Source organism: Sphaerisporangium viridialbum (genome assembly GCF_049674955.1).
Classification (GTDB): Bacteria; Actinomycetota; Actinomycetes; order Streptosporangiales; family Streptosporangiaceae; genus Sphaerisporangium; species Sphaerisporangium viridialbum.
Genome location: NZ_CP187232.1, coordinates 1,072,588 through 1,086,213 on the forward strand (window position 1 = coordinate 1,072,588; position 13,626 = coordinate 1,086,213).

The 13,626-nt window shown below is 68.7% G+C and carries 15 protein-coding genes; 8 read left to right on the plus strand and 7 right to left on the minus strand.

The genetic code is table 11. From position 1 onward, the window contains the following. Positions 1–532 precede the first annotated feature (532 nt). The 6 genes from ACOZ38_RS05015 to ACOZ38_RS05040 all read left to right on the plus strand — a co-directional run bounded on the left by ACOZ38_RS05015 (position 533) and on the right by ACOZ38_RS05040 (position 4,465). Positions 533–940 carry an ArsR/SmtB family transcription factor gene (locus tag ACOZ38_RS05015; RefSeq protein ID WP_424529018.1) on the plus strand — a complete coding sequence of 136 codons (408 nt, stop codon included), beginning with the start codon at positions 533–535 and terminating at the stop codon, positions 938–940. Then, positions 937–1,590 (plus strand): SRPBCC family protein, encoded by a 654-nt coding sequence (locus tag ACOZ38_RS05020; protein ID WP_424529019.1) that lies wholly within the window; start codon positions 937–939, stop codon positions 1,588–1,590. Before ACOZ38_RS05015 ends, ACOZ38_RS05020 begins: the two co-directional genes overlap by 4 nt. After that, complete coding sequence (locus tag ACOZ38_RS05025; protein ID WP_424529020.1) at positions 1,590–2,282, plus strand: DUF998 domain-containing protein; 693 nt, start codon at positions 1,590–1,592, stop codon at positions 2,280–2,282. Before ACOZ38_RS05020 ends, ACOZ38_RS05025 begins: the two co-directional genes overlap by 1 nt. Before the next feature lie 171 nt (positions 2,283–2,453). After that, entirely contained in the window at positions 2,454–3,098 is a 645-nt protein-coding gene (locus tag ACOZ38_RS05030; RefSeq protein ID WP_424536955.1) for a DNA alkylation repair protein, read from the plus strand. Positions 3,099–3,316: 218 nt separating this feature from the next. Then, complete coding sequence (locus tag ACOZ38_RS05035) at positions 3,317–3,646, plus strand: DUF7669 domain-containing protein (protein WP_424529021.1); 330 nt, start codon at positions 3,317–3,319, stop codon at positions 3,644–3,646. A gap of 291 nt (positions 3,647–3,937) precedes the next feature. Beyond that, positions 3,938–4,465, plus strand: a complete 528-nt coding sequence (locus tag ACOZ38_RS05040; RefSeq protein ID WP_424529022.1) for a tyrosine-type recombinase/integrase — start codon at positions 3,938–3,940, stop codon at positions 4,463–4,465. Between the two features lie 480 nt (positions 4,466–4,945). Here the strand turns inward: ACOZ38_RS05040 and ACOZ38_RS05045 are convergent, their stop codons facing one another. Beyond that, positions 4,946–5,506 carry a GNAT family N-acetyltransferase gene (locus tag ACOZ38_RS05045; protein WP_424529023.1) on the minus strand — a complete coding sequence of 187 codons (561 nt, stop codon included), beginning with the start codon at positions 5,504–5,506 and terminating at the stop codon, positions 4,946–4,948. 106 nt (positions 5,507–5,612) lie between these two features. Here ACOZ38_RS05045 and ACOZ38_RS05050 point away from each other — a divergent pair, with 106 nt between their 5' ends. Next, positions 5,613–6,203: an FAD-dependent oxidoreductase gene (locus ACOZ38_RS05050; protein ID WP_424536956.1), complete on the plus strand. Its 591-nt coding sequence runs from the start codon at positions 5,613–5,615 to the stop codon at positions 6,201–6,203. Positions 6,204–6,410: 207 nt separating this feature from the next. Here the strand turns inward: ACOZ38_RS05050 and ACOZ38_RS05055 are convergent, their stop codons facing one another. From ACOZ38_RS05055 to ACOZ38_RS05070, 4 genes are all read right to left on the minus strand, one after another. Continuing rightward, positions 6,411–7,223 carry an alpha/beta fold hydrolase gene (locus tag ACOZ38_RS05055; protein ID WP_424529024.1) on the minus strand — a complete coding sequence of 271 codons (813 nt, stop codon included), beginning with the start codon at positions 7,221–7,223 and terminating at the stop codon, positions 6,411–6,413. Between the two features lie 32 nt (positions 7,224–7,255). After that, complete coding sequence (locus tag ACOZ38_RS05060; protein ID WP_424529025.1) at positions 7,256–7,819, minus strand: dihydrofolate reductase family protein; 564 nt, start codon at positions 7,817–7,819, stop codon at positions 7,256–7,258. Further along, entirely contained in the window at positions 7,816–7,959 is a 144-nt protein-coding gene (locus ACOZ38_RS05065) for a hypothetical protein (protein ID WP_424529026.1), read from the minus strand. The genes ACOZ38_RS05060 and ACOZ38_RS05065 overlap by 4 nt, the downstream gene beginning before the upstream one ends. Before the next feature lie 102 nt (positions 7,960–8,061). Beyond that, positions 8,062–8,763: a helix-turn-helix domain-containing protein gene (locus ACOZ38_RS05070; protein WP_424529027.1), complete on the minus strand. Its 702-nt coding sequence runs from the start codon at positions 8,761–8,763 to the stop codon at positions 8,062–8,064. A 504-nt stretch (positions 8,764–9,267) separates the two neighbouring features. Here ACOZ38_RS05070 and ACOZ38_RS05075 point away from each other — a divergent pair. Next, positions 9,268–9,519, plus strand: coding sequence for a hypothetical protein (locus tag ACOZ38_RS05075; protein ID WP_424529028.1), 252 nt, complete (start codon positions 9,268–9,270; stop codon positions 9,517–9,519). 349 nt (positions 9,520–9,868) lie between these two features. Here ACOZ38_RS05075 and ACOZ38_RS05080 read toward each other — a convergent pair whose 3' ends face one another. Together ACOZ38_RS05080 and ACOZ38_RS05085 are read right to left on the minus strand one after the other, a co-directional pair. Next, on the minus strand, positions 9,869–10,768 hold the full coding sequence (locus ACOZ38_RS05080; RefSeq protein ID WP_424529029.1) for a MerR family transcriptional regulator: 900 nt from the start codon (positions 10,766–10,768) through the stop codon (positions 9,869–9,871). Positions 10,769–11,090: 322 nt separating this feature from the next. Then, positions 11,091–13,418, minus strand: coding sequence for a HelD family protein (locus ACOZ38_RS05085; RefSeq protein WP_424529030.1), 2,328 nt, complete (start codon positions 13,416–13,418; stop codon positions 11,091–11,093). Positions 13,419–13,626 lie beyond the last annotated feature (208 nt).

Genomic DNA, 13,626 nt, shown 5'->3' on the forward strand with positions numbered 1-13,626 from the left:
CGAGCTTCTCGGCAGCCTGACGCGCCCGGTGCTCTCGTAAGCCGGGTGCAGTCGTCGATCGCGGTGAACTGGTAGTACTTGTTGCGGCCGCCCTTGCGGCCGGTGACGCCGGCGATCGGCTCGATGAACTTGACGTCGATCTGGACGCGGTGGCCGGGCATCTGCTTCTCATACCGCTTCCACCGTTTGTGGTCCAATGCCCCGCTTCTGGGCGTCTTGGGTCGTGCCCGCCGAGCTCGACTCAGTCCATGACAAGGCATCGGGGTCTGGGCCTTACCTGCGTTTGTTGCCACCACCTTCTCGACGTGCGTGCCGTACCTGGAAACGGTCCAGCGCGGCTATCACGCCGGACGCTGCCCGGCACAGGTACGCCGCGAGGCTCGGGCAACAAACGGCCCTGTGACCCTGCAGGCAGGGGACCACACGGTGACTGCCTCATCAGCCCGTCCGCACGGTTGGACGGCGAACCAGTGCGGCATCACAGCATAATTCAGCCTTGACTTAATTAAGCTGACACTGACATTGTTCATGAGTGCACGCATTCGACGTCCTCGGCGACCCGGTGAGACGCCGAATACTGGAGCTGCTCGCGGACGGAGAACAGGCCGCCGGCGCCGTCAGCGGGGTCATCCGGGCAGAGTTCGGCATCTCACCACCTGCGGTATCGCAACACCTGCGAGTGCTACGGGAGTCGGGTTTCGTCACCGTCCGCCCGGACGGCACGCGCCGCCTCTACGCCGTGCGGGCCGCCCCCCTCCAGGAGATCGACATCTGGCTGGAGCGCTTCCGGCAGTTCTGGAGCCAGCGCCTGGACGCATTGGCCACCGAACTCGCGCGCGGCAAACGCCAACGTCGCGAACAACGCGACAACCGTGGAAACACTGCCGAGACACCGGATCGTCGTCAGGAGACCGAGTCCGATAGTGAGGAAGACACGTGATCGACATCGTCAACCAGATCAACGCCACCCACCGGGAGATCGGCAACCAGGCGGTCGCCACCGGTGAAGGGCGATCGCTGCTGCTGCGCCGGGTCTACGACGCCACGATCGAGGACGTCTGGAACGCCTGCACCGACCCCGAACGGCTCAGCCGCTGGCTGGGCCCGGTCGAGGGCGACCTCCGGCTCGGCGGCACGTTCCAGCTCAAGGACAACGCCGGCGGCGAAATCCTGCGCTGCGAGGAACCCCGTCTGCTCAAGGTGACCTGGGTCCTCGGCGAGGGCATGCCGACCGAGGTCGAGGTGCGCCTCGCGCCCGGCGACGACGGCCACACCGTCTTCGAGCTAGAGCACGCCTCGCCCGCCCAGATCGTCGACGAGCTCGTGCGCACCTACGGTCCCGGTGCCACGATCGGAATCGGCGGCGGCTGGGACCTCGCGCTGCTCGGCCTCGATCTCTTCCTGCACGGCGTGAAGTTTGACCCCGCCACCTGGCAGGACACCCCCGAGGAAAAGGAATTCGCCATCCGCAGCTGCCACGCCTGGGGTCCCGCGATCCAGGCTGCCTGGGGAACCAGCGACGACGACATCGCCGCGGCCATCGCGTTCGCGGTACAGCATTTCGCCCCCGAGACCAGCGGCGACCGCTGATGACCCACGACTTCACCTCCGCCGCCGGCAGACCGCCCGGGGCAGTCGCCGGATCGACGGGAACGCTGCTGACCTGCGGCACTGTCGCCGGACCGCTCTACATCGTCGTGGTCGTCCTGCAGATGCTCACCAGGGACGGATTCGACATCAGCCGGCACCCGGCCAGCATGCTGAGCAACGGCGACCAAGGATGGATCCAGATCGCCAACTTCGTGGTCAGCGGTGGGCTGTTCGTGGCATGTGCTATTGGGCTGCACCGGGTCCTCGGCCCGGTGGCGAGGCCGGGCGGTACGTGGGGACCACGGTTGATCGGTGTCTTCGGTGCCGGGATGCTGGGCGCGGCCGCTTTCTCCGCCGACCCCGCCGACGGCTTCCCACCGGGCACGCCGACCGGCCCTCCCACCACGTTGAGCTGGCACGCAGCGGTGCACCTCCTGGTCGCCGGAATCGCCTTTCTCGCGCTCGTCGCCGCGTGCTTCGTCTTCGCCCGGCGGTTCGTCGCGGCCGGCCGTACCGGTTGGGCGGCCTTCAGCGGCGTGACTGGCGCGGCCTTCCTCGCCACCTGGAGCTTGATTTTCGCCCTGAAGGGATCACGCCCGGCCAACGTCGCCTTCGCCCTCGCGATCGCCCTCGCCCTGGCATGGGCGTCGCTTCTCGCCTCGCACCATCGGCCCCAACTGGTGACAGAGTGAAACCGAGCGAAACCACCGGCGCGCAGCCCCGGTAAGTGCGCCGACGCGATCGCGTCCGACCCACCGCGAACGGCGGACCGACGCGGGCGAACACCGGATGGCACCCGCTGCGCGAGCGATCCACGTGATAGACAGGAGGCTGAGGTGACTGAGACGACGGTAGCCATGGTGATGGCCGAACTGGCCGCGCTCGAGGACCCGAAGACACGCGAGGTGAACAAGAAACACGGTGACGATCACGGTGTGAACCTCAGCATGCTGCGCGCGCTCGCGAAGCGGCTGAAGACGCAGCAGGAACTCGCGCGCCAGCTCTGGAAGACGGCTGACACCGCGGCGAGACTCCTGGCGATCCTGATCTGCCGCCCGAAGGCGTTCGAGCGTGACGAGTTGGACGTCATGTTGCGCGAGGCGCGTACACCCAAGGTGCACGACTGGCTCGTGAACTACGTGGTGAAGAAGAACCCGCACTCCGAAGAGCTGCGCCTGGCCTGGTCCGCCGATCCGGATCCAGTGGTCGCGAGTGCCGGCTGGGCGCTGACCACCGAACGCGTGGCCAAGAAGCCCGAAGGCCTCGACCTCGCAGGACTGCTCGACGTCATCGAGGCGGAGATGAAAGACGCCCCGGCTCGCCTGCAGTGGGCGATGAACCACTGCCTGGCTCAGATCGGGATCGAGCACGCCAAGCACCGCGCCCGCGCAGTTGACATCGGTGAGCGCCTGGAGGTGCTCAAGGACTACCCGACTCCCCCGAACTGCACGTCTCCGTTCGCGCCCATCTGGATCACCGAGATGGTGCGCCGACAGCACGACAAGTAGGAAGCTTCCTGCCCACGCTCGTGCCGCTACCCCCTCGGAGCGCGGCAACACGATCGACAGAAGTTGGCTATCGAGGCGAAGCGCAACGCACACGGAGATGTACCCATGCAAACATCCGCTTCTGCCGCCGACAGGGCGCTCGATCCGACGACGAGGATCCGGAGCAGTTGCCCGACCTCCCGGTCGCCAGCTTCGATGTTGGGAGACAAGGAGGGCGTGTGGCCGAGGGCACTGAGAATTGGCGGCTGATCCTCCAGGCCGCCCGCGCATTGACGACCGCTGGGCAGACGCCATTCACGCGGATCGCCGTCTACGAGTGGATCTGGGCACGCTACTTGCACCGTGATCATGACCGGCCAAGCCTCGATCCCACCTTTCAGGGCGTGATCAGTAATGCGCCCGGAGGACCGCCCAGCGCAGGTGGAACACCGCTCCGCCGGACCGGTCGAGGACTCTACGTGCTCGCCGGCCCGCCCGGAAGCAGCAGCGAAACAGCGACAAGGCCGGACGGTGATGCAACGGTCGCCGAGCCGTCTACCGGCTACTGACCAAGCACGCCGCCCGCGAGTTCGTAGATGTCCTGTCGACGCCGTCGCCGTCGCGCCGGTGCGGACGTCCTCTTCTGCCGCAAGCTGGGCGGTCGGTAGGCGGGTCGGCTCTGGTTTTCCACTCGGGGTGGGCGCAGCTTCGGGTATGACTTCGTTCGATTAGTTCCTGACGGCGACGACCGGGGCGGTGGGTACTGATCCGCTGCGGATGGCGACCGTCGCCTACCTTGCCCGCTACAAGGGCACGTCTCGGATGCACACCGAGTCCGATCTACGGATCTTCCTGGGCTGGTGCACCGAGCGGAACCTGGAGCCACTGTCCGTTCAGCGGGCTCAGGTCAAGCTCTATGTTCGCTGGCTTCAAGAGATCCGGCGCTTCCGGCCCTCCACGGTGTCCCGGCGCCTGTCAGTCGTGGCCGGCTTCTACCGGACCTCGGACTACGGATCTTCGAAGCCACCGGAGCCGATATCCACGATCTCGGCGAGGAACACGGCCACCGGGTCCTGCGCGTCGTCGGCAAGGGCACCCGGGTGGTCCTGGTGCCGCTCCCACTGGCGGTCGGCCGGCCCATCGAACGCGCGGTCGGAGAACGGGTGAGCGGGCCGATTCTGCTCAATACCCGCGGTACCCGGATGGACCGGCACGCCGCTACCCGACGCCTACAGAACCTCGCGGCCGAATCGGTCGTGCGGCTGCCACGGATGCACCCGCACATGCTGCGCCACACCTTCGTCACCACCATGCTCGACGCAGGAGTCGACCTGCGAGACGTCCAAATAGCTGCCCGCCACGCCGACCCGCGCACCACGATGCGCTAGGACCGTGCCCGTAACAACCTCGACCGGCACCCGAACTACATCCTCGCCGCCTTGGCCTCCGGCACCTGACTGGTGACCCCAGGAGGGACTCGAACGCTCTTGTCTGCGGATGTCAGTGCGTCGGCTGGAACGCTGCTAGGAGTTCCAGCTGTCGCGGTTGTGCTAGACCTCGTATAACGAAGCCACACGGCTGCGTCATCGATGGCAAGGCGCGTGGCAGCCGGCGTCCCGCTGCGCCTGATCGAGATCGAATAACGTCAATGCGCGATCTCGTTGTAGACCGTGACCGTGCCATCTCCCACGCTACTGATCAGCAGTGGCCGGTAGTCGGTCCGCCCGCACGGATGAGCGGGTCGCTCAGGTCGCCGACTTCCTCACCAAGCTTCAGGGACGGTCGCCCATCGTGAGGAACCCGAGGCCTGTCGGACCCCGCCAGAGGGCAATGCCTTCGGCGAGCCGGCCTCATCACCATCGCCGACCCTACGGCGCCGTCCCGTGGCGCCATGTCTCGGCGAGCAGGGCGTACGTGTAGCCATCCACCCAGCCCAGCTCGGCGTGCCAGGAGTCGCCGACGCCGTGCTGCTCACGACGCATCCCGACCTTCTCGAGGAGCCGCACCGAGGCAAGGTTGTCCGCGAAGCAGCCAGCGGTGATCCTTCGAACGTGCAGCCGGTCGAACGCGTGCGCCACCATCGCGGTGACAGCCTCAGTCGCGTAGCCGTGGCCGCCGTACGCCGGGTCGAAGATGTAGCCGAGTTGAGCCTCCGTCCGCGGCGGCATGCCGGGCTGACCCATACCGTCGACCACGTCGAGCGAGACGGTCCCGATCACCACGCTGTCAAGGGCCACCGCCACGCTGTGGTCGTCGGGGTCCTCCGCCGCGCGCCGCCACCTTGCGCGGAAGGACGCAGGGTCGACCTCCGTGCGCAGTAGCCAGTGAGTGACCTCCGGCAGGTTGCGGTACTCCAGGATCCGGTCGACGTCCTCGTCACGCACCGGGCGAAGCTCGAGGCGTTCGGTGCGTAGGTTGGTGCTCTCCATGAGGTGGGACGTTAGCGGACGCACCACGGCTACACATCCGGTTATCCTGCCGCCCGGCCGGACAGGGCTCACCTAGCAGGTGGCTGCGCCCGACAAGCCGCTGGAGATGCTGCGCCAGCGGTTCGCGGGGTGGGGCTGGCCGGTCGAGCAGGTTCTGGCATCGCTGGGGGACGGCGACCCCGAGGTGTTCCCGCACACCCGGCACAAGGTGCCGTCCCGTTGGGGTGACGGGCGGTGCGTGTTGCTCGGGGACGCGGCGCACGGGATGCCGCCCGTCATGGCTCAGGGCACGAACCAGTCGCTCGAGGACGTGGCAACGCTCGTGGATTGCCTGAGCGCCGTACCCGATCCGACCGCAGTCGTAGGCGTGTACTCGTCCAAGCGGAGGCGGCAGGCGGCCCTGGCCTCCACCGTTGCCTCGCGCAGCCTCGCGGTGTCCGGCCCGAGGACCTTGATGCAAAGCGAGTACCTCATGCGCATGAACGCTGCCACACCGCCGCGTCTTGCCACTCAGGCGTTCGGGCTTCTGCTGCGCACCCTAAGCAACCGGATCCGACTGCTTGGACGCACCTGTCCGCCCCGCCGAGGAGAGCGACGTACCCCTGGGACCGGAGCCCCATGGCCGGGCGCGCCCAGCCACCACCGGCGGCTGAGATGGCGAATCCGCAGACATCCTAGGAACGGCCTCCAAATGTGATCTTGGAATTGTTCCCCATTCGGCCCGGCGCCGCCAGATGCCGGCAGACCACTAGCCCTTACCCGCGGTTCAGAAGGGGTTCGAGTCGCTCGGCCGCGCCACATGAAAGGCCCGTCGCCAGGGAGAATCCGGGACGGGCCTTTCTGGGTCACGCGGCGCCGAGATCGTCGACGCCTACCGGCAGCGCGTCCAGATGCCCCGGCGGGCTCAGGCGCGCTCTCCGTCGGCCAAGAAGGCGGCCAGTACGGGGGCCAGGACTTCGGCGCTGACATCGTGCGACTGGTCGGGCAGGTCGCGCAGGCCGGCCTGGGGAAGGAGGTCGGAGACCGCGCGGGCGGCACTCACGAGCCAGGACTCGGTCGCCCCGCCGTACATCACGAGAGTGGGGACGGAGACGGAGGACCAACGGTCGCGCGGGAGAGGGCGGCCGGTCATCGTGTCCGCCATGAAGCGGCCGTCGTAGGCGAGGGTCGGGGCGATGGTCTCCAACGCGGCCCACATCGGAGCGGCCTTCATTCCGGCGACGAACTCCGCGGGAATGCCGCACGGCGTGGTGAAGAACAGTTCCAGGGCCTCGCCGCGACGTCCCTCCGCCAGCAACGCGTCGAGGCGTTCCAGGTAGTCGTCGGGTACGGCCGGGCGGCTGTCGTCGACCACGAACGGGGGCTCGTACAGGGCCAGCCGGGTGATGGGCAGCCCGGCGGCGGCCGCGTCCAGGGCGAGCACCGCGCCCGAGGAGAAGCCGCAGACGTGCGCCGTTCCGCCCGCCTCGGCGATGAGCGCCGCCAGGTCGTCGATCTCGCGCTCCACGCTGTAGGGGGCGGTGTCGCCGCTGTCTCCGCGACCCCTGCGGTCGTACGCGTAGACCGTGTGGGACGCGCCGAGCAGATCGCCGAGCTGGGGTCCGAGCGGGTTGAACGCCCGGTACGAAGAGGCGCCGTCCACGAGGATCAACGGCGTGCCCTCACCGTGGCGTTCGAAGGCGATGGGGGTGCCGTCCTTGGAGGTGACGGTGTTCATGGCTGATCTCCAGGGTCTCTCGGGTATGCGGACTACTTGCGGGCGTAGGTCAGCGCGACCACGCCGGCGTCGAAGGCGCGGCTCTCGACCAGCGCCAGCGCGGTCTTGTCGGGTGATTCGGGGAACAGGCGCGCACCCGACCCCAGCATGACGGGGAAGATCATGAGCCGTAGCTCGTCGACGAGGCCCCGCTTCAGAAGCTCCTGGGCGAGCGAGCGGCTGCCATGGACGAAGATGTGCCGGTCGTCGTCCTGGCATTTGAGCGCCTCGACCTCCCGGGTCAGGTCGCCCTTGAGGAGGGAGGCGTTCCACTTCAGCGGCTCGCGCAGAGTGCTGGACACCACGTACTTGGGCAACGTGTTCATCTGGTCGGCGAACTCGCCCGACTCGTGTGGCCAGGCGGCGGAGAACCCCTCGTAGGTGACACGGCCGAGCAGCAGGGCCGAGGTCTCCAGCAGTTCCTTGTACCGGTAGGTGTCGTGCTCGGGGGCGAAGTGCTCCAGCACCCAGCCGGCGTGCCGGAAACCCGGCTCACCGCCCGGAGCCTGCATCACTCCGTCGAGTGAGACGAACTCGGACACGACCAGCTTCCTCACGACGACCTCCTCGTTGAGTACCGATAGTGGAGGAGCAGCGAGCCGGTCGGCGTGCTCCGTGCGGCGTCCGGCACCCCGTCGAAGAGGCGTGGGCCGGCACCGACCACGTACGGCGTCACGTTGATGACGATCTTGCGCACGAGGACGACCTTCCCGTTGCCGGGCCGGCGCGCTCCCCGCCATGTTCCAGGGCGGTGCCTGGCCCGATGGTTGCGACTGGGAGGTTAGGCGGGGAGGAGCGCTCAGGTCTTGTACAGAAGCGACAGCGGCTCGGACGGATCCCGGCCGCTCAACTGCGTGGTGGTCCGCCCGATATAACGGGTCAGCGACCGCGCCAGGTGTGGTTGGTCGAAGTATCCGAGCCGGTGGATCACGTCGTGGGCCGGCGCGCCCTCCTTGAGCAGGACCGCCGCTTGCCTGGCACGATTGATCTGCCGGATGGCACCGCGGGTGAGTCCGGTCGCCGCCACGAAGCGCCGCTGGATGGTGCGTTCGGACACGTCCGGCGACGCGCCACCAAGCACCGCGGCGACGATCGGGTCACAGGCCAGAACGCCCTCACGCACCATCCGCCCTACGAACACCTCGGTGTTGTCGTAGTCGGGAAGGCGCCAGGCGGAACCCTTCAGCCAGAACGATCTGCGCGTCGCATCAGGAATCTCTGCGGAACCGTCGACGAGGCGATTGATCGGAAGATGCGGCATCGAAGTGCCGAGTGAGAAGCTGATCCCGAAGAATGTGGAGTCTTCGGGAACGGGCGCCGGACTTGCCCTCGACTCCGGCCCTTGAACAGCCACGTTGACCTGACCGCGGTGCTCCCAGAAGACCAGATCCCAATGCGCCGTCGCGATCGACGTCATCCGGTCGGTGTCATGACTGCTGCTCCGCCACACCCGCTCGATGTACGGCGAATCGGACGATCGACTCTCGACCTCCAAGCCCATCCGAGCCATTCCCTCTCGCTTTATTGGCGCTATTGGCGCCGCTGAACAGGCAGGGTGCACGATACTCGCTAGCGCGGCTCAGACCTGACGCCACCCTGCTCTGCTGCCGCGTCCGCCCCATGGTCGGTGGCTGTACGGCCATGGTTCGGGAACACGACCGCCGGTTCGTCACAAGGGTCCACGGTCGCTCACGAGGAGCGTGCGACGGTGCCGGACGATCCTGGCGCCATAGGCCGACATCCCGCCGCTCCAGCTCATAGGCCGGCCGCTGCTACCGCCATCTCACGAAGATGTCAGTGCTACCCGATTTGATGAGCACGTGACCGTTCATGACGTCGCTCCGCTACTGCTGCTGGTAGATCCGTCTCCGGAGGCGTTCCAGCGGTTTCGCCGAGGACTACTACGAGGTTCCCGTACCTCTCGCGGCTGTGCGTCACGTCTATGCGCTCCGACCGCTCACACAAGAAGTCATGTTCTCATTGAACGCCGAGCCGACCATGGAGAGTGAGTGACGATGACATCGTCTTCGGCGACGATGACGGCGTGTTGTTCGTCGCCGCCGAGCGTGCCGAGGAGGTGCTGTCGACGGCGCGCCAGATCTGGCGGACCGAGCGCGAACAGGCCCGCAGGATCCGGGCAGGTGAGACGCTGCGCCTGCAGACGGCCTTCGACGACTACCTGGCGCGGCGCGCCGCCGATCCGTCGTACACCTTCCGGCGGCATCTCCGGCGTATCGGCGGGGCCATCGAGGAGTAGACGAGCTCAGAACGCCTGGCCGGCTACGAGAACTCGTAGATCAGGTTGTCGCCCTCCTCTTCCCTCGCGTACACCCACAGACGGTCCTTGCCCGGCACCGCGGCCGGGGCCGCCGAGCTCCACTTTGGGCGCCTGCAAGCCGCCCTTGCAGCCCTGCGGGACCTTCTTGGGGGTCGGCTTGGCGGGGAACGGGATCTTCGGGAGCGCCTGCGTGGCACACTGTCGGCCGTCCCAGCTCATGACCGTGTTGCCGCCGATGGCCCATACGGCGTCCGGGGTCGTGGCGACGGTCCTCGCCCACCTGTCTGACACGAGCGAACCGCCACCGGGCGACGGATGAGGTCCGCCGTCAGCCGTGGGCGTGCAGGGCGGCGATCACCCAGTCGAAGGCGGGGATGACCGAAGGGGACGACTCGCGTCCGTTGAGCGCGGACAGGAGCTGCCAGTAGCGCTCCACCTGGGCGTCGGCGAGTATCCGAAGCCGATCGCGCAGCTCGGCGCGTTCCTCGGCCGGCAGGCGGGGCTCGACGATGCGGCTGAGGACGCGCCTTCCCTCGGCCGACTCCGGCGCGATGCCGTCGGCCAGTGCCTGCCCGGCCTTCTCCAGCACCTGCCGCCGCAGGTCGAAGCCGTCTTCGAACCGCGGCTCGGATGAACCGCTGAGGACGATGCGCCGCAGCCGCCGCTGGAAGTCGTCGTCCGCGACCAGCTCGCCCAGCTCGATCCAGGCGTCCACCTGGCCCAGCGTCGGATCGTCCGGCAGTTCACGCATCCACCCGGCGACGACCATGGCGTCGTCGTCGAGGTCGATCCCGGCGAAGAGGGCATCGACGAAGTCGTCGATGACCTGTTGCCGCTCCCTGGCGGACAGCTGGGCGAGTTTGTGCGTCATCAGTGTCTCCTCGGTCGTGCCGCCGCGCTTGGCGATCGTGTCGAGCACGGTGCGGCGCAGTTTCAGGGTCCGGATCTCCGCGTCCAGCGCCAGGACGTGCGTCCGTGCCACCTCGGCCACCGTGACCCGCCGCGCCAGGATCTCCTGCACGGCCTCCAGGCCGATGCCGAGCTCGCGCAGCGTACGGACGAGGTCGAACCGGGCGACGGCCGCCGCGTCGTACAGGCGGTACCCCCCGGTGGAACGGCCGGTGGGTGGCACCACGCCGCTGTCGGACCAGAAGCGGATCGTGTGCACCGACAGGCCGGTACGGCGAGCGATCTGGCCGACCGTATAGAGCTCCGTGCTGTCACTCACGAGACGAATCTGCACCTTCGAGCGACCCGAGAGTCAAGCCTCAACAGCCCACAGGTCACCCTGGCGGGCTTCACGCGCGAGCCGACCTCCCTGAGGGGCATCCCCGCCGGCTTGGCGAAGGCCGGCAGGGATGTGACCATCTCACGGCACCGGGTCAGGCGCCGGCGGGCTTGATGCCGATTCTGGCCGAGATGCGGGCCAGTTCGGCGTTGTTGGACACGCCCTGGAAGTCGGCGCGTGGGGTGTACGGCGTCTCCCCGATGGGGGTCGAGGGGTCAGCGCGGTGATGCGGAGCCTTCCCCCGAGCCGCTCACGCGTGCCGTCACGGACCCAGTAGCCGGAGGACGGGCGGCAGGTCGCCCTCGTGGACGACCGTGAGCCTGCGGGTCGCCCGGGTGATCGCCACGTACAGGTCCTGGCCGCCCTTGGGGGACTGGGACATGATCTCGTCGGGGGCCACGACCACCACGGAGTCGAACTCCAGCCCCTTCGACTGCGTGACCGTCAGGACCACGGCGGGGGAGTCCAGGGCGTTCGCCGTCAGTGCGGACGCCGCCTCGGGCAGCAGGCCGGCGATCTCCCGGTGCCTCCCGTCGGCGGTGATGACCGCCAACCGGCCCTCCCCGATCTCGGCGAGCTCGGACGCGATCAGCTCGGGCAGCGCCGTGGGGAGGTCGGCACGGTCGACGCGCACGGCACGGGGAGGAGCCTCGCCGTCGCGTACGGAGATCGGGAGCTCCTGGTCCGGGGCGACCGCCTTGAGCACGTCGGCGGCGACCTCCATGATCTCGGCCGGGGTCCGGTAGTTGACCAGGAGCCGCGCCTCGCGCCAGCGGCCCTTCACGTAAGGGTCGAGCATCTCGGCCCACGACCGGGCGCCCGCCGCCGAACCGGTCTGGGCGACGTCCCCCACCACGGTCAGCGAGCGCGTGGGGATGCGGCGCATGACCATGCGCCAGGCCATCGCCGACAGCTCCTGCGCCTCGTCCACGATGACGTGGCCGTACACCCAGCTACGGTCGCGCGCGGCCCGTTCGGCGGTCGTCTGGACGGGCTCGTCCGAGTAGTGCCGCTCGGCGAGGGCACGGGCGTCGAACATCTCCTTCTCCCCGACTCCGGTGATCTCAAGGACGCCGCGCGCGTAGACCTCCTCGGCGCGGCGGACCCGGCGGGCGGCCCGCTCGGCCGCCTTGGCGGCGGAGTTGTCCTCGCCGAGCAGCTCGGCGGCCTCGTCGAGCAGGGGCACGTCCTCCGTCGTCCACGGCGCGTCCACCGCGCGCAGCAGCGCCTCCCGCTCCTCCGGGCGCAGCACCATACGCGACTCGTCGCCGGCGCCCTCCTCGGGGGAAGCGGCCGATCGAAGGGCCTCGGGGTCGGCGAGCAGCTCCGACACCAGCCGTTCCGGCGTGAGCAGCGGCCACAGGTCGTCCAGGGCCTTGCGCACGGAGGGCATCCGCCACAGCCCCGCCCGCGCGTACCGCAGGTCGTCCTCGTCGAGTTCGCGGTCGAGCCGCCGCGCCTCGTCGAGCGCGAGCGCGGTCAGCGCCGTGTCGACGAACAGCTTGCGCGCCACGTTGTGCGGGTTGCGCACCGCCCGCGCCCGGTCGCGGGCCCGTACGCAGGTGGCGTGGTCCATGCGCAGCGCCATCTGCTCGACCACGACCTCGACGCCGTTCCTGCGCGAGGTCCTGACGTCGATCATGACCTCCAGGTCGCCGTCGGGCACCCGCTGGCGGTCGCGCACGGCGCCCTTGATCACCTCGACCATCCGCGGGTCGCCCTTCACCGTCGCCGTCTCGGGCGGGTCGGCCGCGGTGGCGCGTACGCCGGGGAACAGCTCGCCGACGGTGGTCAGCACCACGTCGGTCTCGCCGAGGGAGGGCAGCACGTGGCCGATGTAGCGCAGGAACATGGTGTTCGGGCCGACGACCAGCACACCCCGCCGCTGGAGCGTGTCGCGGTGCGCGTACAGCAGGTACGCGGCCCGGTGCAGCGCGGCGACGGTCTTGCCGGTGCCCGGTCCTCCCTGGACGACGAGCGCCCCCGGCAGGCCTGAACGGATCACCTGGTCCTGCTCGGTCTGGATGGTGGCCACCACGTCGCCCATCCGGCCCGTACGGCCGCGCCGCAGCGATGACATGAGCGCGGCCTCGCCGACCAGCGTGCGGCGGTCGGGCTCGCTCATCCGCCCGAGGTCGAACACCTCGTCGTCGAGGTCCACGACCGTACGGCCGCGGGTGTGCAGGTGGCGGCGGCGCACCAGCGACTCGGGGTCGCTGGGCGTGGCGGTGTAGAACGCGCGGGCGGCGCGTGCGCGCCAGTCGATGAGGACCAGCTCGTTGTCGGCGTCGCGCAGGCCGACGCGGCCTATGTAGTAGGTGTCCCCGTCGGTGTCGTCGATGCGGCCGAAGCACAGCCCGCGTTCCACCCCGGACAGCTGCGCGACGCGCCGCGCGTGCTCGTGGGACGACACGTCACGCTCGAACCGGGCCTGGTGGGTGCCGCCCGGCGTGCCGCGCCCGTGCTCCTCGCTGAGCGAGGTCTCGGCGCGCGCTCGTACGGTGTCGAGGCGGTCGTACAGCATCGAGACATAGGCTTGCTCGGCCTGCAGGGCTTCCGCGCGGGCGGTTTCGGATGCACGATGCTCCATCGGTGTGGTATACTCCTAACGGGCAGTGCTGCACGGGCCTCTGATGACCGTGCCGAACAGTTGAGCTTATCAGCCTTTCGCCCCGGATCTGACCGATCAGCATGGGCTCGTGCCGGTTCGCGGGTAGTCGCGACGCATCTCCCTGAACGATTAGCGGTCGGCCGTGGCCTGAAGCCTGGAACGTGCCGCCCTGGCGGGCGCTTCGTGA

Excerpts from the sequence above, each read along its gene's own strand:
- ACOZ38_RS05025 (WP_424529020.1), top strand. The coding sequence starts at position 1,590 with ATGACCCACGACTTCACCTCCGCCGCCGGCAGACCGCCCGGGGCAGTC.
- ACOZ38_RS05030 (WP_424536955.1), top strand. The coding sequence starts at position 2,454 with ATGGCCGAACTGGCCGCGCTCGAGGACCCGAAGACACGCGAGGTGAAC.
- ACOZ38_RS05055 (WP_424529024.1), bottom strand. The coding sequence starts at position 7,223 with ATGAACACCGTCACCTCCAAGGACGGCACCCCCATCGCCTTCGAACGC.
- ACOZ38_RS05085 (WP_424529030.1), bottom strand. The coding sequence starts at position 13,418 with ATGGAGCATCGTGCATCCGAAACCGCCCGCGCGGAAGCCCTGCAGGCC.
- ACOZ38_RS05045 (WP_424529023.1), bottom strand. The coding sequence starts at position 5,506 with ATGGAGAGCACCAACCTACGCACCGAACGCCTCGAGCTTCGCCCGGTG.
- ACOZ38_RS05050 (WP_424536956.1), top strand. The coding sequence starts at position 5,613 with ATGCTGCGCCAGCGGTTCGCGGGGTGGGGCTGGCCGGTCGAGCAGGTT.
- ACOZ38_RS05070 (WP_424529027.1), bottom strand. The coding sequence starts at position 8,763 with ATGGGCTTGGAGGTCGAGAGTCGATCGTCCGATTCGCCGTACATCGAG.